Raw genomic sequence first — 20,968 nt, forward strand, 5'->3', positions numbered from 1 at the left:
TTTGGGCATCCCATGCATTTTCCTGCGGCAAGGTGGTGGGACTGGCGGGGTGCCCCGCTGGCGGACTACGGCCGGCGGCGAGCGGCCGATTTCTGCGCCGACGCCTTTGTCTTGGCCAGGAGCCGCATCAATTCGCGGACGTCCTTCGGGGTCAGGTCGGCGAAGAGATCGGCGATCCAGGTCTCGTGCTCCGCGGCCATCCTGCGAAACTCGGCGCGACCCAGCTTTGTGAGGCGGATCACCTGGACGCGGCGGTCCGTCTCCGAGGTGCGCCGGTCGAGATGGCCCGATTCCACCAGCCGTTCGACGAGGCCGGTGACGTTGCCGTTGGACACCATCATGCGCTTGGAGACGTCGGACAGCGTCATGCCATCGGGCGCCTTGTCGAGCTGCGCCATCAGGTCGAACCGGGGCAGCGTGACGTCGAAGCGCTGTCGCAGGCGGCCACGGACTTCGCCTTCGATCAGGGTCGTGCAGGTGAGCAGACGCAGCCACAGCCGAAGCTCTTCGGCGTGGTCCTCCGGCGTCTCGACGGCCTTGGTCTCGGAATCGAGCATCTCGATGCAGTCACTCATGGCCGGCCTTGGCGCCAGCACGGATTCCCCAACGTTTTGAGCTTCAAATAAATCGGCCCCGGCCGCAAGCCTAAAGCTGCAACAAACGACCGCACTCAAATTTCTTTAGGCTTCAAATAACTGGCGCGCCGCTTGCATGCGCCACTGCCCGCAGGATGGCCCCGCCTTGAGCTTGCTTGCCGCGGCCGCCATCATCGGCATAAGCTTGAATTGGAGTACCCGGCTTGCTGCGCAGGCCCGATCGTCACGGGGGACACATCATGAAGACGCAACTGACCTTGGCCGCTGCCGCCCTGCTGCTCGGCACCGCGGTGAGCCCTTCCTTCGCCCAGGAGAAGATCAAGCTGGGCGTGGTCGTGACCCTGTCGGGCCCCGCCGCCGCGCTTGGCCAGCAGGTCCGCGACGGCTTTGCGCTCGCCGTGAAGGATCTCGGCGGCAAGATGGGGGGCCGAGATGTCGAGGTGATCGTCGCCGATGACGAGTTGAAGCCCGACGCAGCGGTCACGAAGGTCAAGGGCCTTCTGGAGCGCGACAAGGTCGACTTCGTGGTGGGCCCGATCTTCTCCAACATCCTCCAGGCGATCCACCGCCCCATTACGGAGTCCAAGACGTTCCTGATCAGCCCCAACGCCGGCCCATCGACTTTCGCCGGCAAGGACTGCAACCCGTTCTTCTATGTGACGTCGTATCAGAACGACCAGGTCCACGAGATCCTCGGCAAGGTCGCGCAGGATCGCGGCTACAAGCGCATGTATCTGATGGTGCCGAACTATCAGGCCGGCAAGGATTCAGTGGCGGGCTTCAAGCTCGACTACAAGGGCGAGATCGTCGAAGAATCCTACATGCCGCTGAACACGCTGGACTTCCAGCCGGAACTTTCCAAGATCTCGTCGCAGAAGCCCGATGCGCTGTTCACGTTCATGCCGGGCGGCCTCGGCGTCAATCTCGTCAAGCAATACCGGCAGGCCGGCCTCGCCGACACTATTCCGGTGCTCTCGGCTTTCACGGTGGATGAATCGACCTTGCCGGCGCAGCAGGATGCGGCCGTCGGCATGTTTGGCGGCGCGAACTGGGCGCCCAATCTCGACAACCCCCAGAACAAGAGGTTCGTCGCGGCCTATGAAGCCGCCTACAACGTCGTGCCCGGCACCTACGCTTTCCAGGCCTATGACGCCGCGATGCTGATCGACAGCGCGGTCAAGGCCGTGAAAGGCGATCTCTCGAACAAGGATGCGGTTGGGGCTGCGCTGAAGAAGGCCGACTTCACCTCTCTGCGCGGCGCCTTCAAGTTCAACACCAACGGCTATCCGATCCAGGATTTCTATCTGACCAAGGTCGCCAAGCGTGCGGACGGCAAGTTCCAGACCGAGATCGTTCAGAAAGTCTTTGAGAACTATGGCGACCGCTATGCCAAGGACTGCAAGGCGGCAAACTAAGCCGCACCGCATTACGGGAGGACTGCAATGAAAAGCGAAATCACCGGCATCACACGGGCCAATGAAGGGATCCAGGGCATTTCCTGGAACATCCTCGGCCAGACCTACGTGCCGAAGAGCAATACCGAGCACAGCTTCTCCTGGCACGCGACATTGCCGCCGGGCACATTCGTGCCGCCGCACATCCATCCCGACCAGGATGAGTATCTCTACATGCTCGAGGGCAAGCTCGACTTCATGCTCGGCAATTCGGAGTCGCAGGCGACCGCGGGCGATCTGATCCGCCTCGGCATGGGTGTGCCGCACGGCATCTTCAACAAGTCGGAGCAGACCGCAAAGGTGCTGTTCTGGGTGTCGCCGACCCGCAAGCTGTTCGACCTGTTCTGGGGCCTTCACAATATGAAGGAACAGAAGCCCGAGGACGTGGTGGCGATGGCCGCCGAGTTCAACATCCACTTCCTGCCGCCGCCGCCCGGCGGCTAGCAGCGAGTCCTAAGCGCGCACCGCCGCCAGACCCGGCACTGCGGCGAAGCCGGCCTTGGTGGCGTAGCCGCGGACGATCGCCTCGCGCTGGGAATAGCTCAGCACGTTGTCGACGTTGTCGAAGCCATCGGGCGCAAGCTGCTCGACGGCGTCGATGACGCCCTCGGGACCGCCGCGCCGGTTGGATCGGACGATGTCAGCGGTCATCGGCAGACGCTTCTTCTCATATTCAAGCAAAGCCTGGCGCGGATGCTCGGCGCGCACCAGCGCATCGGCAAGGCAGCGCGCGTCGAGGATCGCCTGAGATGCGCCGTTGGAGCCGACCGGATACATCGGATGCGCGGCGTCACCGAGCAGCGTAACGCGCCCGGACGACCAATAAGGCAAGGGATCGCGGTCGCAGGTCGGATATTCGTAGAATTCCGGCGTTGCCGAGATCAGGCTCTTGACGTCGATATAAGGCACCGAGAAGCGCGCGACATGCGGCATCAACTCCTCGCGCCGGCCGGGCCGCGACCAGTCTTCCTTCCGGGGCGGCGGGGCATTACCTTCGCCGACCTTCACCAGCACCGCCCAGTTGGTGAGACGGCTCGCCGGGCTCGATCCCTCTGCGATCGGATAGATCACCACCTTGGCGTTGAGGCCGCCGGCCACGATCATCGACTTGCCGGTGAGGAACAGCGGCCAATCGCGCGCACCGCGCCATAGCATCAGGCCGTTCCAGCACGGCGGTCCCTCGTTCGGGAACAGCGTGTCGCGAACGCGTGAATGGATGCCGTCAGCGCCGATCAGGATATCGCCGCGCGCAGTATGGATGTGCGCGCCCGAGCGGTCGAAGAAATAAGCGGTGACGCCGCCCTCGTCCTGCGTGAAGGCGCCGAGGCGGCAGCCGGTGTGAATTGCCTCCGGTCCGAGCCGCTCCTCGACGGCGCGATGGATGACGCCCTGAAGGCGGCCGCGGTGAATCGAGAATTGCGGCACGTCATGGCCGGCGTCGATGCCGCGGGCTTCACGCCAGACCTCCTGGCCGTGGCGATTGAGGTAATAGAGCTGGTCGGTGCGGATCGCGACGTCGTCGAGCTGCTGGAGGAGACCGAGGCCGGCAAGCTCCCGCATCGCATGCGGCAGCGTGTTGATGCCGACGCCGAGTTCGCGGATGGTGTCGGCCTGCTCGAAAATCTCGCATCCGATGCCGCGCGAGCGCAGCATCAATGCCGTGGTGAGACCACCGATACCGCCACCGACGATAATCGCCTTCATCGCCCTTACTCCACTCGAAAATACGCCAGGCAATGGGGTTAAAGTCGCACGGGCGGTCACTCCGCCGCAAGCGGCTTTGTCGCCTCCGCCTTGAGCTCGGCCCGGGTCTTGGGCTTAGCCTTAATTCTCAGCTTCTCGAGATCCCGCCGGCCGCGCACGTCGTTGCAGAAAATCTGATCTGTTCCGTGCAAGTACTGCGGCGCAAATCCCCATTGCTGGCTTCCCGCAGCAAGTCCGGGGCTCAGTCGCCCCTGAAGACCGGCTTGACCTTGTTGGCGAACGCTTCAAAGGCGCGCTCGAAATCCGCTGTGGTCATGCACAAGGCCTGGGCAACGGCTTCCGCTTCGATCGCCTCTTCAATCGACATCGCCCATTCCATCGCCAGCATCCGCTTGGTCATGGTATTGCCGAAGGTCGGGCCTTCCGCGACCTGCTTGGCCAGCAACTGCGCCTGGGGCAGCACCTGCTCGGGCGTGACGATGCGGCTGAAAAAGCCCCAGCGCTCGCCCTCCTCCGCCGTCATGAACCGGCCGGTGTAGAGCAGCTCGGAGGCGCGGGACTGTCCAATGATCCGCGGCAGGATCGCGCAGGCGCCCATGTCGCAGCCGCCAAGGCCGACCTTGTTGAAGAGGAACGCGACCTTCGCGCCGCTCGCCGCGAGCCGCATATCCGATGCCATCGCGATGATCGCGCCGGCGCCGGCGCAGATGCCTTCGACCGCGGCCACAATGGGTTGAGGGCAGGCCCGCATCGCTTTGACGAGGTCGCCGGTCATCCGCGTGAAAGCGGTCAGCCCCTTGGTGTCCATCTTCACGAGCGGGCCGATGATCTCGAACACATCGCCGCCGGACGAGAAGTTACCGCCGGCGCCGGTGACGATGATGGCCTTGACTGCATCATCGAAAGCGCAGGCGCGGAAGAAATCCGTCAGTTCCCGATAGCTCTCGAAGGTCAGTGGATTCTTCCGCTCGGGACGGTTGAGCGTCACCGTGGCAACGCTGTCGACCACCGCCAGCAGGAAGTGCTGCGGCGAATAATCCGCGAGCGGCACGGTCACAGGATTGGCTGGTCTGCTCATGCGATCTCCTAACTATGTTTGTTCCGCGCTACTAGATTTCGCCGCCTGCGACTGCAATCGCCTGCCCGGTGATCGCACCAGCGCCTTCGCCGCACAACCAAAGCACTGCGTCAGCCACCTCTTGAGGCGTGATCAGCCGTCCCTGCGGATTGTGCTTCGCGAGCTCGGCGATCGCCTGCTCGCGGCTCCTGCCGGTCTTCCTCATGATGTTTTCAATGCTGCCGGCGACCAGATCGGTGTCGGTGAAGCCCGGACACACCGCATTCACAGTCACATTGCTTCCGGCCGTCTCGAGGGCAAGAGAGCGCACGAGACCGACGACGGCGTGCTTCGCCGCCGTATACGCGCTGACATAGGCGTAGCCCTTGAGCCCCGCCGTCGAGGCAATCGCGACGATGCGGCCATAGGGACGATCCTTCATGCCCGGCAGAACGCCCTGGATGGCATGGACAACGCCCATGAAATTGACGTCCATCATGCGCGCAAACAGGGCAGCGTCCGATTTCGCGAACGGCGCGGATTCTGCACTTCCCGCGTTGGCGATCAGGATGTCGATCGGCTTTCGCGCGCTCGCTTCAGCGATAGCGGCTTTCAGTGATAATTCGTTCGAGACGTCGGCGACCGCAGCAAAATGCGCGGCACCTGCGCTGACCGCCTCTTCTAGAACAGCCGCGTTCCGGCCGAGCACCGTCACGGTTGCACCTACCCCGACAAGAGAGGCTGCGATGGCGCGGCCAATGCCGCGACCGCCACCGGTCACGAGCGCGTGCGGCGAGTGCGGCAATTCGGACATGCGCTGGCTCCTTGGCTCTGCTGATCGTTCCTCGATATATTTTAACCTTCAAGTTTTTGCAACGAAGCTGCCGCAGCGCCGCGAACGCCTTCGCGCGAGAGACCGGCCCGAAAATTGCTTTAAGTATAAAATTATCGCTTCCCATCCCCCACAGGCCTGTTAGCATCGCCCAGCCGAGCAAAAGGATGTCGCGTGTCGCAGCCTGCGCCAATGATAACAAAAGACGGCCGCTTCGCCTATGAAGCCGCGGGCGATCTGGACGCGACGCCCCTGATCTTCCTGCATGGCATTGGCGGCGCGGCACGGGCCTGGCGGCAGCAGCTTGCCAGATTCAGCACCCAGTTCCGCGCGATTGCGTGGGACATGCCGGGCTACGGCGGATCGGCGCCACTCGCCACCGTCAGCATCACGGCCCTTGCCGATGTGCTCCAGCAATTCATTGAGCAGCTTGGTGCAAGCAAGCCAATTCTGGTCGGCCATTCGATCGGTGGCATGATCGTGCAGAAATGGCTGGCGCAATTTCCGAAGCTGGCCCGCGCGGTCGTCCTCGCGCAGACCAGCCCGGCCTTCGGCAAGGCCGATGGCGATTGGCAAAAATCGTTCATCGCGGCGCGGCTTGGGCCGCTCGATCGCGGTGAGACCATGAAGTCGCTGGCTCCCTCCCTGGTGAAGGAGCTTGTCGGCGACGATCCCGATCCGAAGGGAATGGAGCTTGCGCGCGAGTGCATGGCAAGCGTGCCCGAGGCGAGCTATCGCGCCATGATGCTGGCTTTGATGGGCTTCGATCAGCGCAGCACACTCAAGGACATTTCCGTCCCGACGCTGTTGTTGTCCGGCTCCAAGGACAATAATGCGCCTGCCCCTATGATGGCAAAGACGGTAACATTCATTCCCTCTGCCGAATATGTCGAGCTGGCTGGGGTCGGCCATCTCGCCAATCTTGAACGCCCTGACGCGTTCGACGAAGCCCTCGGCCGGTTCCTGAATTCCGTCGCAACCAAAACGTAAGGTGGCTGCGCAATGACCATGCAAGTCAGCAAGAACATCGGCGTAACCGACAAGGTCGCGCTGGATACGCCGATCTTCGATCCCGTCGCATTCCGCCTGAACGACGAGCAGGCCGGCATCATCGCGCGCGCCCGCGAGATCGGCCAAAGCGTGTTCGCTGGTCGCGCGGCGACTTACGATCGCGAGGCGATTTTCCCGACTGAGAACTATCGCGACCTGCATCGCGTCGGCCTACTCGGCATCGCGGTGCCCAAGAAGCATGGCGGGCTCGGCGCGAACTATCAAACCTACGCACTGGCGGCAGCGGAAATCGGCCGCTATTGCGGCGCGACCGCCCTCACCTGGAACATGCACGTCTGCTCGACCCTGTGGTCCGGTCCGCTCGCCGACGATCTCGACATGGACGCGGAGACCCGCGCCGAGCACGAGCGGCGGCGCGCGGTGCATTACAAGCGTATCGTCGAGGATGGCGCGATCTACTCGCAGCCCTTTTCCGAGGGCGGAGCGGCCGCGGCCGGCGGCGTCGCGTTCGGCACGGAAGCAAAGCCCGTAAAGGGCGGTTGGATCGTCAACGGCAAGAAGATCTTTGCATCGCTGTCCGGTCATGCCGACTATTACGGCGTGCTCTGCACCGAGATGGAGGAGGGCGAAAAAGCCTCGCGCCGCAACACCCTTTACCTCGCGATCTCCGCGAAATCGGACGGTGTCTCGGTAGTCGGCGACTGGGATCCGCTCGGCATGCGCGGCACAGTCTCTCGCACGCTGCTGTTCAAGGATGTGTTCGTCCCTGAGGATTCCGCGCTGATGCCGCGCGGCGTCTATTTCCAGGCGGCGATGCGCTGGCCTCACATGTTCCTGACGCTGTCGCCGACCTATATGGGCCTGGCGCAAGCCGCCTATGATTTCACCGTGCGCTATCTTCGCGGCGAGGTACCGGGCATGCCGCCGGTCAAGCGCCGGATGTACCCCACCAAGCAGATCGCGGTCGCGCAGATGCAGATCAAGCTCGAGCAGATCAAGGCGATCTGGTTCCAGGCCGTCACCGAGGCCCGCGCCAATCCAAGCAAGGAGCAGGTGCTGCGCGCCTATGCCGCGCAATATTCGGTGATGGAGGGCGCCAATGAGCTCGCCGCGCTCGCGATCCGCACCTGCGGCGGTCAGGCCATGCTCCGCTCGCTGCCGCTGGAGCGCATCTATCGCGACAGCCGCTGCGGCTCGCTCATGCTGCCCTGGACCGCCGAGCTCTGCCTCGACCGGATCGGGCGCGAGGCGCTGTACGAGGCCGGTGAAACGGACGACTGACCGTGGACCTCTGTAGTCTGATCGATCGCAACGCGGCGTTCGCGCCAGACAAGACGGCGATCGCCTTCGAGGGTGAGCGGCTGAGCTACGCCGCACTCGCCGCGCGCATCGAACGGACCGCCACGGCGTTGAAGCAGGAGCTCGGCGTCGGCCGAGGCGACCGCGTCGCAATCCTGAGCCTGAACCGGCCGGACTATCTGGTTCTGCTCTACGCATGCGCGCGACTTGGTGCGATGCTGGTGCCGCTGAACTGGCGGCTGGCGGTTGCCGAGCAGCGCTTCATTCTCACCGATGCGGGCGCAAAGGTCCTGGTACTCGAGCAGGCATTTGCCGGAGTTCTCCCGGAGCTTGCGCCGGGGACGGCCGTCATCGGCCTCGATTTCGCGCCGTCGCGGGGCGTAACATTCGAAGACCTGCTGGCTCGCAGCGAAGGCAGCGGCCGCAATCCGCACACTGATCTCTCCTGCCCGCTGCTCGTCGTCTACACGTCTGGAACGACGGGACGGCCGAAGGGCGCTGTTCTGCGGCAAGAAGCCTTGTTCTGGAACGGCGTCATGAGCCAGCACATGCAGAACATGACGTCAGATGATCGCGTGCTGACGGTACTGCCGTTCTTCCATGTCGGTGGCCTCAACATCCAAACCACGCCGGCGCTGCAGCTTGGTGCGACGGTCACGATCCACGCCCGCTTCACGCCAGATACTGCGCTCGCGGCCATTGAACGGGAAAGACCGACCCTGACGGTGATGGTGCCTGCAATCCTCCAGGCCGTGAGCGAGCATCCCGCCTGGACAACGACCGATCTCTCGTCGCTCAAGGCCGTCTCGACCGGCTCGACCATCGTGCCACCGCACCTGATCGATCGCTTCGTGGCGCGCGATGTTCCGGTGCTTCAGGTCTATGGTTCGACGGAAACCTGCCCCATCGCAATCTACACCCGGCTTGGCGGCGATCTTTCGCGCGCGGGATCGACCGGACTTGCCGGCCTGTGCTGCGAAGCGAAGGTGATCGATCAGGCCGGCAATGAGGTCCCTGCGGGTACGCCGGGCGAAATCGCCGTGCGAGGGCCCAACGTGTTCTTCGAATATTGGGGCAATGCGGATGCCACGCGCGATGCGCTGCACGACGGTTGGTATCGCACCGGCGATATCGGCCTGTGCGACGCCGACGGCTATTTCTGGGTCCGCGACCGCAAGAAGAATGTGATTATTTCCGGCGGCGAGAACGTCTATCCGGCCGAGATCGAGCGCGTCCTGCTCGAACATCCCGATGTCAGCGAATGCGCCGTGATCGGCCGGCCGGACCCGCGCTGGGACGAGGTGCCGATCGCCTATGTCATCGGGCGGTCCGGCTGCCGGCTCGAAGCGGAGGAGCTGAGAGCGCATCTTCAGACGCAGCTCGCCCGTTACAAGGTTCCGCGCGACATCGTCTTCGTCGACGACCTGCCGCGCACGGCGCTGGGCAAGGTCCAGCATTTCCTGCTGAAGCAGCTTGATGCGCAATCGCGCGCGCAAGGAGAAGCATCTTGAAGATTGCAGTTCTGGGTGGGGGAAACGGCTCTTTCGCGGCCGCGGGCGATTTTGCGCTGTCCGGGCATGAGGTCCAGCTCTGGCGCCGCGACGCTGATCAGGTGACGGCGCATCGCGCGGCCGGCTCGCGCATCCTGGTGAAGGATCATAATGGCCGGCACGATGTGAAGCTCGCGCTGGTGACGACCGACATCGCCGAAGCAATTGATGGCACCGAGCTGATTCTGTGCCCCGCCCCTGCCTTCGCGCAGCCGGACATTGCTCGTTTGCTCGCTCCGCATTTGCAGGACGGCCAGGTCGTGTTCCTGCCGCCCGCCACATTCGGCTCGATGATCTTCGCCCAAGCCGCGCGGGATGCCGGAAACCACGCCAAGGCGAGCTTTGCCGAGACCGGCACGCTGCCTTGGCTGACCCGCAAGCACGGGCCGTTCGAGGTCGCGATTACCATCCGCGCCAAGCGGTTGCCGGTTGGCGTGTTTCCGCTCGATCGGGCCGCGCATGCAATCGAAGTGATCGGACGCGCTTTCCCTGATGCGATCGAGCCCTGCGGCGATGCACTCTCCGGCGCGCTGATGAATGCTGGGCCCATTATTCACCCGCCGTTGATCGTGATGAACGCGGGCCCGATCGAGCATTTCGAACGATGGGACATCCACAAGGAAGGAACGCAGGCCGCGATCCGCCGGGTGACCGACGCGCTCGACGCAGAACGAATCGCGGTGCGCGAAGCGCTTGGCTATGGCGCACCGCATTTTCCGCTGGCCCACCACTACGCCAAAGAGGGCGAGATCTGGATGTATGGCCGTGGCTCGCACGACCGGCTGACCGATTCCGGCGACTGGCGTGAGCGGATCGTGCTGACCGAGCACCGCTATATGCGTGAGGATCTGCGGCTTGGGCTGTCGCTGCTGGTCTCCGTTGCCGGCATCGCGGGTGTATCCACGCCGCTGGCCAGAGCATTCCTCTCCATCGGCGGCGCTGTGTGCGGTGAGGATTTTGCGCAAGGCGGCCGAACGCTCGAGACGCTCGGACTAGGCAATCTCGGCAAGGCCGAACTACAGACGATTCTCCGTACGGGGTTTTAACCGATGACCAGTCGCGCCAATATCGCCTGTCTGGGAGCCGGCCGCATGGGACGCGGCATCGCCGTCGCGTTCGCCTACGCAGGGCATACGGTCACGATGATCGATATCAAGGGCCGTTCCGCGGAAGATTTCGCCAGGCTGGAGGCGGACGCGCTCGACGAAGTCAGGAAGACCTTTGCCAGCCTGTCGAAGCTGGGACTGCTGAGCGAGGCAGATGTCGATCCGCTTATCGCACGGGTCTCGGTGGTACCAGCCAGCCGAAGCAGCGCAGCGCTGGCCGAAGCCGGGATGGTCTTCGAGGGCGTTCCCGAGGTCGTCGAGTTCAAGCGCGAGGTGCTGGGGGCGGCCTCAAAGCAGGTCGGCCCGGATACGATCATCGCTTCGACCACGTCGACCATCCTCGTCGACGATCTCGCTGGGGCGATCGTGAACCCTCGGCGCTTCCTCAATGTGCACTGGCTCAATCCGGCCTATCTGATCCCGCTGGTCGAGGTTTCACCCGGCAAAGCCACCGATCCCGCCATCATCGATGAGGTCAAGGCGCTGCTCGAAGCCATCGGAAAGGTCCCCGTGGTGTGCGCGGCGACGCCCGGCTTCATCGTCCCGCGCATCCAGGCGCTGGCGATGAACGAGGCCGCACGCATGGTCGAGGAGGGCGTCGCCAGCGCCGAGGAGATCGACAAAGCGATCCGTTACGGCTTTGGCTTCCGCTATGCCGTGCTCGGACTGCTCGAGTTCATCGACTGGGGCGGCGGCGACATCTTGTACTACGCCAGCCGGTATCTCGAAGGCGCGCTCGGCAGCGATCGCTATCGCGCGCCAGACGTCATTTCCCGCAATATGCAAGAAGGCCGCATCGGCTTGCGAACGGGTGCCGGCTTCCTCGATTATTCAGGCATGGACGTCGACGCCTATCGCGTTAAGCGGCTTCAGGCCATGGTCGACCTGCTCCGGCATTTCGGCCTGGCGCGCCCACCGGTCCTCGACCGCAGCTAGCCGAAGACGTCCTGCAGCACGCCTTCGCGAACGACCGCGACGCCGTCGAGTTCGATCGTCGTTCCCATCATCGGCAAATCAAAGTGGCCCGCCGTGTAGCGGCCGGCAAATTCGTTCGCGCCGGTCGAGAACAGGAAATTGCCGGAGACGGCACGAATTTCAGTGCCGTTGGTGTCGCGCTGGTCATACATCGAGAGGGCTTCGTAGCGGGCTCCCGGATTCATGCCGAAACCGACATGCGAGACCGCATAGGCCTCGCGATCGCCCCACGCTGCGAGATAGGCGCGCATCATCGCGGCATCTGTGCCCTCGCCCTCCAGCTCGACGACATAATCGTCCTTCAGCGTCATTTTCACCGGGGACGCCAGGTAGCGCTTGAAGGTCAGATTGATGTCACCGGGGGCCATCACCAACGTCCCGTTGATCGTTCCGCTCTTGGGAAAGCTAACCACAATGCCACCCGGCCAGTGCGCCAGCGTGCCGGGCTTGTCGGTCCAGCCCCACACGCCGACCGTGGACGCACCGACCATGTCAACGTCGAGCGCCGTGCCGGCCTTCGATGTCACGCGCATCCGCTTCGTCCCACGCAACAACTTCGCCGCCGCGCGAACGCGCTTCTCGAGTGCGGGATCCGGCACCATCCGCTCCAGCGCTTCCGGATGTTCGTTGGAGATCACCAGTATCCGCGCACCGGCCTTGAGGATCTCCGGCGTTTCCACCGCATGCATCAGGCCCTCGATGGTGCAATCCACCACAAAGCCGGCCTGCTGGAGTGCGGTGATGACCGGACCAAGCCGCTGGATTGCCTCGCTTGCCCCGGTCGAGCGAACCGGCACGATATTCCGGTTACGTGGCGTCGGCATCACCACATGAAACGGCCGCGCGCCCATCCGCAGCAGGGCGAGCTCCGCCAAATGAACGTTCAGCGCGCGCGATTGGGTTTCCGAGAGGATTGCCGCGGTGTCGCCGGCCTTGACGGCGCAGCGCTCAAAGATCTCGCAAAACGCGTCGATCCATTTTGCCTCGATGCGATCCGCCAGCATGGTTCACTCCCGGTCTTCTGGTTTCTTTGTTCAGTCAGATCACGCTTCGGGGAAGCCCCGCAAGAGATACGATCGCAGGGCACCCAGCAAGCCGTTCAGGATCAACCCCAGCAGCGAAATCGTGATCAGCGGTACGAACATGTCGACGGCCTGAAAAGTTCGGGCCGCCGTCACCAGCACGTGCCCCAACCCGTCCGTCGACGTGATCATCTCGGCCAGAAACACCACGATGCAGGAAATGACAAGGCCGATCCGGCAGCCGGTCAGGATCGAGGGCATCGCTGCCGGCAAGACCACCTTGAACAAGATTTCATAGCGCGGCGTTCCCGCTGCCATCGCCGACCAGATCAGCTTCTGCTCGACGGCTGATGCGCCGTAATAAGTGGACAGCAGAATGGGAAAGAGTGCGTCCGCCGCCACCAGCGTGATCTTCGATCCGTGGCCGAAGCCGAGCAGAAGCAACAGCGCCGGATAGAGTGCGACTTTAGGCAACGGCGCCAATACGCGCACGATTGGCCGAACTACGGCATTGATCGCTTGATTGGCGGCCGCGGCGATGCCGATACTTACACCGAGCACGACCGCAATCGCAAAGCCGGCAAACAGCCGGATCAGGGTCGCCGCGATCTCCTGCTGAAACGTCCACGTCACGAGTTGCTGGAGCAACCTGCTGAAGACGTATCCCGGGGGCGGCAGCAAGACCGCAGGCGCAAAGCCGAACGATACGAGGCCTTGCCAAACCGCGATCACCAGCGCAATTGGCGCGAGCCCGAGAACGACGTTTGCTGAGGGAAGACGCGATGTCATGAGAAGCTCAGCGGCATGTCGAACTGAGGCTCGGACCAGCGCACCAGCCGTGCGCGGACCCGCTCGAAAATCGCATCGAGGCAAATTCCCATCGCCCCCACGATGATGATCATCGCGAAGACGGTGTCGTATTGGCCCATGTCCAGCGCATTGAACAGAATGTTGCCGGCGCCGGACTGGCGGGCGATCATCTCGCTGGTGATCATCGTGATCAGCGCCAGCACGAGACCGGTGCGACATCCGGTCAGGATCTCCGGCAGCGCCGCCGGCAGCACGATCCGCACCAGCCGTTGCAGCGGCGAAAGTCCCATCGCGGCGCCCGACCACAGCATCTTCTCTTCGACGGCCTGGGCGCCCTCAAAGCTGTGATAGATCACGGGGAGGCTGACGCCGAGGAAGATCACCAGCGTCTTCGTGATGTCGCCGACGCCCAGCCAAAGCATGATGATCGGCATCAGCGCCGCTTTCGGCACCGGATAGATCACCATTAGAAGCGGGTTGAAGAAGGCCGCGACGGCGCGGCTACGCCCCATCAACAGACCCAGCGGGATCGAAACCAGCACGGCTACGCCGAACCCGATCGCCATGCGGCGAAGCGAGGCCAGGATGTTGATCAGCGACTCCTTGTCGCCAAGGATGTCCGGGATCGCGCGGATCGCCTCGATCGCCGTCGGAAAGCTGTCGTTCTTCAGCGCGAGCGACGCGACCTGCCACACCGCCAGCAGCCCGATGCAAGCGAACACCGGGGCGGCACGTCTGGAGGCTGCAGCCAGCGATGTCATGACGGCGTTCCGGTTTCGTCAACCTCGTCGAACATGCGCTCGATGTCGACGACGTATTTCTGGTAGCGCGGATCGAGCAACAGCTCGTTGCGGCGACGCGGCCGAGGCAGATCGATGTCGATCACCTGCCGAATGCGGCCGGGAGATTTCGACATCATCACGACCTTGTCCGACAGGAAGACGGCCTCGTCGACCGAATGGGTCACGAACAGCACCGTCTTGCGGTCACGCTCCCAGATGTTCAGGAGATCATTCTGGAGGCGTGTACGGGTGTGCGCGTCGAGCGCGCCGAACGGCTCGTCCATCAGCAGAACTTCAGGGTGGTAAGCCAATGTCCGGGCCAGCGCGACGCGCTGCTTCATTCCACCCGAGAGCTCCTTGGGATAAAAGTTCTCATAGCCTTTGAGGCCGACCATCTCGATCAAGGCCCGGCTCTGTGCTCCGGCCTCGGTGGCAGGCACACCTTGCTGGCGCGGGCCATACATCACATTGCCCAACACGGTCTTCCAGGGAAACAGAGCGAACTCTTGAAACACTGGTCCGCGATCCGGACCCGGCCCCGTGATCGTCTGTCCCTTCATCCTCGCCACGCCGCTGGTCGGGTTGACGAAGCCGCCGACGATATAAAGAAGTGTCGACTTGCCGCAGCCGGACGGACCAAGGATGGAAACGAAGGCTCCTTCCCCGATCGTCAGCGAGATGTCCGATAGCGCCAAATGATCCTTGCGCGCCGAGGTCTGGAAAACCTGGGAGACGCGGTCGATCTCGATGATCGCAGAAGCCGGCCTTTGTGACGTCACCGGATTCACCCATTCGCTCGATCTCGAAGGCACTACCCTCATCCCGTCTCTCGCTTGACTCACGCGCGAACGTCACGCAACCGATCCGTTGATGTCCTCCATCAGCCAGAGCTTAGCAAGAAACTTGCCAGACAGGCGGTCATTCTCGCACGGAAGCGGCGCGTCATTCGAACCAAGGCCATTCTGCAGGGCCCTCATGTGTGACGGCCCCGCCCGGCGCCTGTCCGACCAGCCGCGCATACTTTGCGAGCGCACCTGCACGGTGACGGGGCGGCCTCGGCTTCCAATCGCGTCGGCGCGCCGTGAGTTCCTGGTCGTCGACCAGCATATCCATCCGCCGGTTTGCGGCATCGATCCGGATCCTGTCGCCGTCGCGAACAAGCGCCAACGGACCGCCGACAAACGCTTCGGGGGACACGTAGCCGATGCACATGCCGCGAGTAGCGCCGGAGAACCGTCCATCGGTGATCAGGGCCACTTTCTCGCCCATACCCTGGCCGTAGATCAGCGCGGTAACGCCGAGCATCTCACGCATGCCCGGGCCGCCGACTGGCCCTTCATTGCGGATCACCAGCACCTCGCCCGCCGTGTAGGCGCGGTCACGGACCGCTTTGACACACGCCTCCTCATCTTCGAAGACGCGCGCAACGCCCTCGAAGTGCTGACTCTTTAAACCTGCGACCTTGATCACCGCACCGTCTGGACAGAGATTGCCCTTCAGAACCGCCACGCCACCATCAGGCATGATCGGCGCACGAGACGCGTAAACGACTTCACCATCGGGAGCGTTGGCCGCGCCATATTCTTCGGCGAGCGTGCGCCCCGTGACGGACAAGCAGCTCCCATCGATGTGCCCACTCTGGATCAACTCGCGGATCACGACGGCCGCGCCGCCGATGTCGTAGACATCCTTCGCAGTGTACTTGCCGCCCGGCCGCAAGTTTCCAATCAGCGGCGTCCTGGCAAAGACCTTGCCGACGTCATCGATCGTGAATGCGATCCCGGCCTCATTCGCGATCGCCGGCAGATGCAGCGCAGCGTTGGTCGAGCCGCCCGTGGCGGCAACAATCGCCGCACCGTTCTCGAGGGATTTCCGAGTCACGAGGTCGCGCGGCAGCGGGCCGCCACGTTCCAGCATCTCCATCACCAGCCGCCCGGCGCGGCGCGAGATCTGTGCACGTTCGGCATAGACACCGGGCACCATCGAGACGTTGGGAATGGTCAGCCCCATCGCCTCCGACACCATCCCCATCGTGTTCGCGGTAAACTGGCCCGCGCACGCGCCAATGGTCGGCAGGCAGGCGCGCTCGATCCGTTCGAGCGTGGTGCCGTCGATCTCTCCGGTCATGAAGCTGCCGACAGCTTCATAGGAGTCGAGCACCGTGAGCGTCCGCCCGTCCACCCGGCCCGGCAGCGAGCTGCCGCCGTAGATGAAAATGGACGGTACGTTGCAACGAACCATGCCCATCATCACGCCGGGAAGTGTCTTGTCGCATCCGCCGTACCCGATCAGCGCGTCATAGGCGAGACCATGAACGACGGCTTCGATCGAATCGGCAATCAGCTCGCGCGAAAAGAGAGAAAACTTCATTCCCTCGTGATTCATGCTGATGCCGTCGGAGACCGACACGGTGGAGAATTCGCGCGGCGTGCCACCCGCCTCCTCGATTCCCGTCTTTGCCGCGGCCACTTGGAAGTCGTGGGTCATATTGCAGGGCGTCTGCTCGCCCTTCATGCTGACGACGCCCACCATCGGCTTGGCGATCGCTGCGTCGTCGAGCCCCATTGCGCGCATGAAAGCGCGGTGTGGGGCCCGGTCGAGGCCGTCAGTCGTGACCCGTGATCGCAACTTCTTCATGCGCGCATCTTTTTCATGCAACGTCCGGGATGATCCGGGACGCCGCGCCCCTTGTCGGGACAATTCGCCCGTCGCCTATTCCAGCGGCGCGACGATCGTCGCGTGCTTGAACTGCATGGCATCCAGCTTCGGCAGCATTCCGGTCTCCGCGTAGATGTCCAGCATCTTCTGGATCGCGGGGAAGTTCGGCGCCGCACCCGGATCGCGGCCGAAATCGTTGTCCTTGAGCAGATAGGTCTCAAGCACCGGAATAGGCGCCTTCAGAACCTCATTCACGACCTTTAGCGTCTCTTCGCGGTCGGCCAGCGCTTTCTTCATACCTGAGGTAATGTCACGCACGTAGGCCTTCACCAAGTCGGGGTTCTTGTCGACGAAATCAGCGCGGCAGGCTTCCAGGATGTGCACGATGTTCGGCATCGCCTGCGACAACGAGAACAGCTTTCTTGTGCCCCCCTTCGCCTCCGCACGTGCGGCAAACGGCTGGTTCATGTTGACTGCGTCGACGCGGCCCTGACGCAGAGCATCTTCGGAGACGGCAAATCCGACCTCGACCAGCTTGATGTCCTTCGCCGGATCGACACCATTCTGCTTGAGCAACAGGTTGAAGGGGCCTTGCGTGCCGCCGCCGATCACGGAAATGCCGACCGTCTTGCCTTTGAGATCGGCGATCGTCTTGATCGGCGAGTCATCCATCACCGCCCAATAGACCGAGAAACCGCCGGGCTTCTCGAAGACGTGCTGCGCCACGATGTAGGCCTTGAGATTGCCGCCAACCACACCGTTGGCGAGCGACAGCGGCGCTTGCGTCGCGCAGTCCAGCGCGCCGGCCGCCAATGCCTGCGTCATCGGCGCGGTGCCCTGAAATTGGGTCCATTCGATGTTGTAGGCCTTGCCGATATTGGGAAACTCAGCCGGCCTGCGCATCATCCAGTACTTGGATTCCTCGGCCGGAATGGTCCAGCCGACGCGAATGGTCTGCTGTGCCCATGACGGGCCTGCCCCCGCGCTCGCAGCCGCGGCCGCTCCCAAAGCCAGGATCCACTTCGAAACGGTTCGCATCGTGCCCACTCCGCTGCTCCGGCGCCGACCGGCGCCGCCCAACCCGACCACTCAAATGTTTCATGGTTCAAACAATCAGGCAAGCCATGCGAGCCGGACGGTTTCGCTGTCCGACCCGCAATGTATGGTAAGGCGGCGTTTGCGCTGCGACAGAAGGAGGCAACCTATGGCTGATGCGAGCAAGACAAACCCGCAGGGCGTCGAGAGGCTCGGCTATCTCGGCCTTGGACTGATGGGAACGCCGATGACCCGGCGCTTGCTCAAAGCCGGCCATCAGGTCGCTGTCTGGAATCGTTCGGAGGGCAAGGTCGCTCCGCTCGTCGCGGCCGGCGCCAGGCGCGCAGCCACGCCCCGCGACATGTTGGCGAACGCGGATATCGTCTTCATGTGCGTAACCGATGCCGCCGCCGTCGAAGACGTGATTTTCGGCCCCGACGGTCTTGCAGCGGCTTCCGGCGCAGGCAAGCTCGTCGTTGACTTCTCGTCAATCCATCCCGACGCCGCGCGCGATCTTGCAGCGCGGCTGAAAGACGCGAATGGCGCAGGCTGGATAGATGCGCCGGTGTCCGGCGGCACCAAGGGCGCAGAGGAAGGCACGCTCGCCATCATGGCCGGCGGAGAAGCTGCTGACATCGAGCGGGCACGGCCCTACGTGCTGCACATAGCACGCAGGTTCACCCACATGGGCCCGATCGGGGCTGGCCAAACCACAAAACTCTGCAACCAGGTGATCGTCGGATGCGCGATGGCCGTTCTGGCGGAAGCAACGCGCCTTGCCTCGAACGCAGGAATTGACGCAAGCCGGCTGCCCGAGGCGCTCGCCGGCGGCTTTGCGGATTCCATCCCGCTTCAACTCTTCGTGCCGCGCATGGTCCAGGGCATCCACTCGCCGCCGCTTGGCCATATCGCGACAATGCTCAAGGATCTCGACACGGTCGCCGATGTCGCCCAGGCGACGTCAACGCCGGTGCCGATGGCGACCCTCGCGGGACAGATATTCAGGCTGGCCAAGGCTGCACGCGGCGCCGACGCGGACGCTTTGGAAATCTACAAGCTCTCGGCCACAGACCGCTGAGCCGACGCGCGTCCTTGAATCGCCTTATGGCAACTTCTTGCGTTCATCATCAGCTAGGAACCGGCCATACCCCCCGCGCGCAAACAGCAGGGGCTCCTTGGCACTGTAGGCATAGGCCTCGACCGCGCCGAGAAAGATCACGTGGTCACCGCCATAATAGCGATTGACCGATCGGCATTGAAAGTTGGCTACACTCTCGGCAAGCACCGGCGCGTTCCCGAGGCCCGGGGTCCAGTCGACCCCGGCGAACTTGTCCTCGGACGATTTTGCAAATTTGTTTGCAAGCGCCTGCTGCGACGTGCCGAGTATGTGAACGGCGAAATGGCTGGCGTTCTGAAACACGGGGAGGCTTGAGGAATAGAATCCGAGGCTCCACAGGACCAGAGGGGGATTCAGCGAGACTGACGCGAACGAATTGCAGGTGATGCCATAGGGCTTTCCATCAGCGGCCATGGCCGTGATGATCGTTACGCCCGTTCCGTATGAGCCAAGCGCGTTGCGAAAATCGCGAGGATCGATCGGCGAACTGTCGCTGGCGAGTTCATTGGCTGGATCGGAAATGGCCGGCTGCTTCGGCAAATCATTCATCGGCCGGCCTCACAGCGTGAGATTCTCGGACGGCAGGCCCAGAGCCACCCGTCCGTAATTGGTTCCGGCCGCATCGAAGTTGAACGCAAGATGCGAGTTGATCGCGTGCGCATCGCGGAACTGCCGCTGCAACACGCCCGTCGTGAACAGACCGCGCGCTCCGCTCGCCGCAAACAGCATCGAAACTGCGTCGGTGCACAGATTCACCGAAAATGCTCCATCGCGACGATATCTGGTCTTGGTCGCCATATCAGGAATACGATCGCGCCTCGCATCTTCCATTGCATTGACGCAGGCCGAACGCATGATCAGGCGCGCAGCGTCGATCTTGGCCGAGGCTTCCGCGATCTTGATCTGCGTGCTTTGAAAGTCGCTGAGCTTGGCACGGTTGTAGGTCGAGATGCGATGACGCGCGACCTCCGCATAATCGTCGAGACATACTTGAGCGTTCCCCAGCGCGACGCCAGAGAGGACGTAAGGAAAAAGCGAGAACACAGGTAGCGAATACAGCGGATTGGGATTGACCTTGCTTCCCGGCGTCGGGCCGCCGGCAAGATCACCGACCGCGACCGTCATATAGTCGGCCACGAAAGTGTCCCTGACTTCGACGTCGCAGGAGCCGGTACCGCGCAGTCCCGTAACATTCCAGGTGTCGAGCACCTTGTAGTCGACTTTCGGCAACAGGAAGATTCGGTACTCGATGCCGTCCGCTTCGTCGTCAGAATAGACAACGCTTGCAAGCATGTTCCATTCGCAGGAGGCAACGCCCGAGGAGAACGGCCAGCTGCCGTGCAACCTGTAACCGCCCTCGACCCTCGTGGCACGACCAGCTGGAAAAATGAACGAGGACGCAATCAGCGCGTCGGGATCACGGCGCCAGACCAGATCCTGCGCCTTCTGCTCGAACATGCCGAGCATCCAATGGTGGCTCGCCAGGTTAGCGAGATTCCACGCCACTGACGCATCCGCCATTCCCAGCAGTTCGGCGCAGTCGACAAGAGCGACATAGTCAAGCTCGGCACCGCCGATGCGCTTCGGCTGCAGCATGCGGAACAGGCCGGCGTCGTGGAGATCCTTCTCGGTTTCCGTCGGAAGATGCCGCAGTTCCTCCGTACGGGCAGCCCGCTCTCGCAGCCGCGGCACGAGCGCCCGGGTCCTCGCGATCATTGCCGCATAGGCGCGTTCGCCGGCTTCCTGCCCCGTCGGCTGGCCCATGCTCGGCTCTTGACCAGGCGCCATTCGTGTCCCTCGCTTTCACATAGTTATGCGGCGGGAACTTCGCCAAATCAAGCTGGGCAGGGTTAACGTTGCGTGGTCGCCCCTACACCCCAGCTGTTCGCAGGAATGCGATGTCGCGTACACCGTGTTCTCAAAGCAGCTTTCCGCAAGCTTTGCGATGCCTGGCTCCACG

Annotated in this window: 20 protein-coding genes; 8 read left to right on the forward strand and 12 right to left on the reverse strand. The window is 63.2% G+C overall.

The window, feature by feature from the left end; all coding sequences use genetic code 11:
• Positions 1-65: 65 nt before the first annotated feature.
• Positions 66-575 (reverse strand): MarR family transcriptional regulator, encoded by a 510-nt coding sequence (locus CT676_RS18525; protein WP_231142628.1) that lies wholly within the window; start codon positions 573-575, stop codon positions 66-68.
• A gap of 260 nt (positions 576-835) precedes the next feature.
• Here CT676_RS18525 and CT676_RS18530 point away from each other — a divergent pair, with 260 nt between their 5' ends.
• Positions 836-2,011: an ABC transporter substrate-binding protein gene (locus CT676_RS18530; protein ID WP_135215111.1), complete on the forward strand. Its 1,176-nt coding sequence runs from the start codon at positions 836-838 to the stop codon at positions 2,009-2,011.
• Between the two features lie 27 nt (positions 2,012-2,038).
• Positions 2,039-2,494: a cupin domain-containing protein gene (locus CT676_RS18535; RefSeq protein ID WP_007601580.1), complete on the forward strand. Its 456-nt coding sequence runs from the start codon at positions 2,039-2,041 to the stop codon at positions 2,492-2,494.
• 9 nt (positions 2,495-2,503) lie between these two features.
• On the opposite strand, the gene CT676_RS18540 is transcribed toward CT676_RS18535, so the two are convergent.
• From CT676_RS18540 to CT676_RS18550, 3 genes are all read right to left on the reverse strand, one after another.
• Positions 2,504-3,754, reverse strand: a complete 1,251-nt coding sequence (locus CT676_RS18540; protein ID WP_028156622.1) for a flavin-dependent oxidoreductase — start codon at positions 3,752-3,754, stop codon at positions 2,504-2,506.
• 241 nt (positions 3,755-3,995) lie between these two features.
• Positions 3,996-4,832: an enoyl-CoA hydratase family protein gene (locus CT676_RS18545; protein ID WP_014493756.1), complete on the reverse strand. Its 837-nt coding sequence runs from the start codon at positions 4,830-4,832 to the stop codon at positions 3,996-3,998.
• 31 nt (positions 4,833-4,863) lie between these two features.
• Positions 4,864-5,625, reverse strand: a complete 762-nt coding sequence (locus CT676_RS18550; RefSeq protein WP_135215112.1) for an SDR family oxidoreductase — start codon at positions 5,623-5,625, stop codon at positions 4,864-4,866.
• 210 nt (positions 5,626-5,835) lie between these two features.
• Between CT676_RS18550 and CT676_RS18555 the strand changes: the two genes are divergently transcribed.
• From CT676_RS18555 to CT676_RS18575, 5 genes are read left to right on the forward strand one after another with little or no spacing between them, the layout of a single operon-like run.
• On the forward strand, positions 5,836-6,633 hold the full coding sequence (locus CT676_RS18555) for an alpha/beta hydrolase (protein WP_244623195.1): 798 nt from the start codon (positions 5,836-5,838) through the stop codon (positions 6,631-6,633).
• A gap of 12 nt (positions 6,634-6,645) precedes the next feature.
• Positions 6,646-7,935 (forward strand): acyl-CoA dehydrogenase family protein, encoded by a 1,290-nt coding sequence (locus tag CT676_RS18560; RefSeq protein ID WP_135215114.1) that lies wholly within the window; start codon positions 6,646-6,648, stop codon positions 7,933-7,935.
• Positions 7,936-7,937: 2 nt separating this feature from the next.
• Entirely contained in the window at positions 7,938-9,464 is a 1,527-nt protein-coding gene (locus tag CT676_RS18565; protein WP_135215115.1) for a long-chain fatty acid--CoA ligase, read from the forward strand.
• Positions 9,461-10,549, forward strand: a complete 1,089-nt coding sequence (locus tag CT676_RS18570) for an NAD/NADP-dependent octopine/nopaline dehydrogenase family protein (RefSeq protein ID WP_135215116.1) — start codon at positions 9,461-9,463, stop codon at positions 10,547-10,549. Before CT676_RS18565 ends, CT676_RS18570 begins: the two co-directional genes overlap by 4 nt.
• A 3-nt stretch (positions 10,550-10,552) precedes the next feature.
• Positions 10,553-11,545 (forward strand): 3-hydroxybutyryl-CoA dehydrogenase, encoded by a 993-nt coding sequence (locus tag CT676_RS18575; RefSeq protein WP_135215117.1) that lies wholly within the window; start codon positions 10,553-10,555, stop codon positions 11,543-11,545.
• Here the strand turns inward: CT676_RS18575 and CT676_RS18580 are convergent.
• The 6 genes from CT676_RS18580 to CT676_RS18605 all read right to left on the reverse strand — a co-directional run bounded on the left by CT676_RS18580 (position 11,542) and on the right by CT676_RS18605 (position 17,894).
• Complete coding sequence (locus CT676_RS18580; RefSeq protein WP_028156630.1) at positions 11,542-12,588, reverse strand: peptidase M29; 1,047 nt, start codon at positions 12,586-12,588, stop codon at positions 11,542-11,544. The genes CT676_RS18575 and CT676_RS18580 overlap by 4 nt on opposite strands.
• Positions 12,589-12,627: 39 nt before the next feature.
• Entirely contained in the window at positions 12,628-13,395 is a 768-nt protein-coding gene (locus CT676_RS18585; protein WP_135215118.1) for an ABC transporter permease subunit, read from the reverse strand.
• Positions 13,392-14,177, reverse strand: a complete 786-nt coding sequence (locus CT676_RS18590; protein ID WP_135215119.1) for an ABC transporter permease — start codon at positions 14,175-14,177, stop codon at positions 13,392-13,394. Before CT676_RS18590 ends, CT676_RS18585 begins: the two co-directional genes overlap by 4 nt.
• Complete coding sequence (locus CT676_RS18595; RefSeq protein WP_167768085.1) at positions 14,174-15,019, reverse strand: ABC transporter ATP-binding protein; 846 nt, start codon at positions 15,017-15,019, stop codon at positions 14,174-14,176. The genes CT676_RS18590 and CT676_RS18595 overlap by 4 nt, the downstream gene beginning before the upstream one ends.
• Before the next feature lie 121 nt (positions 15,020-15,140).
• Entirely contained in the window at positions 15,141-16,835 is a 1,695-nt protein-coding gene (gene ilvD, locus CT676_RS18600; protein WP_135215121.1) for a dihydroxy-acid dehydratase, read from the reverse strand.
• Between the two features lie 75 nt (positions 16,836-16,910).
• Positions 16,911-17,894, reverse strand: coding sequence for an ABC transporter substrate-binding protein (locus CT676_RS18605; protein WP_135215122.1), 984 nt, complete (start codon positions 17,892-17,894; stop codon positions 16,911-16,913).
• 166 nt (positions 17,895-18,060) lie between these two features.
• Here CT676_RS18605 and CT676_RS18610 point away from each other — a divergent pair, with 166 nt between their 5' ends.
• A complete protein-coding gene (locus CT676_RS18610; protein ID WP_167768086.1) occupies positions 18,061-18,969 on the forward strand; it encodes an NAD(P)-dependent oxidoreductase in 909 nt (302 codons plus the stop codon).
• Positions 18,970-18,993: 24 nt separating this feature from the next.
• Here CT676_RS18610 and CT676_RS18615 read toward each other — a convergent pair whose 3' ends face one another.
• Both CT676_RS18615 and CT676_RS18620 read right to left on the reverse strand, forming a co-directional pair.
• Positions 18,994-19,557 (reverse strand): flavin reductase family protein, encoded by a 564-nt coding sequence (locus tag CT676_RS18615; RefSeq protein WP_135215124.1) that lies wholly within the window; start codon positions 19,555-19,557, stop codon positions 18,994-18,996.
• Between the two features lie 9 nt (positions 19,558-19,566).
• Positions 19,567-20,796 carry an acyl-CoA dehydrogenase family protein gene (locus CT676_RS18620; RefSeq protein ID WP_135215125.1) on the reverse strand — a complete coding sequence of 410 codons (1,230 nt, stop codon included), beginning with the start codon at positions 20,794-20,796 and terminating at the stop codon, positions 19,567-19,569.
• Positions 20,797-20,968: the final 172 nt, after the last annotated feature.

Origin of the sequence: Bradyrhizobium sp. MOS001 (assembly GCF_004634465.1) — a bacterium.
Lineage (GTDB): Bacteria > Pseudomonadota > Alphaproteobacteria > Rhizobiales > Xanthobacteraceae > Bradyrhizobium > Bradyrhizobium barranii.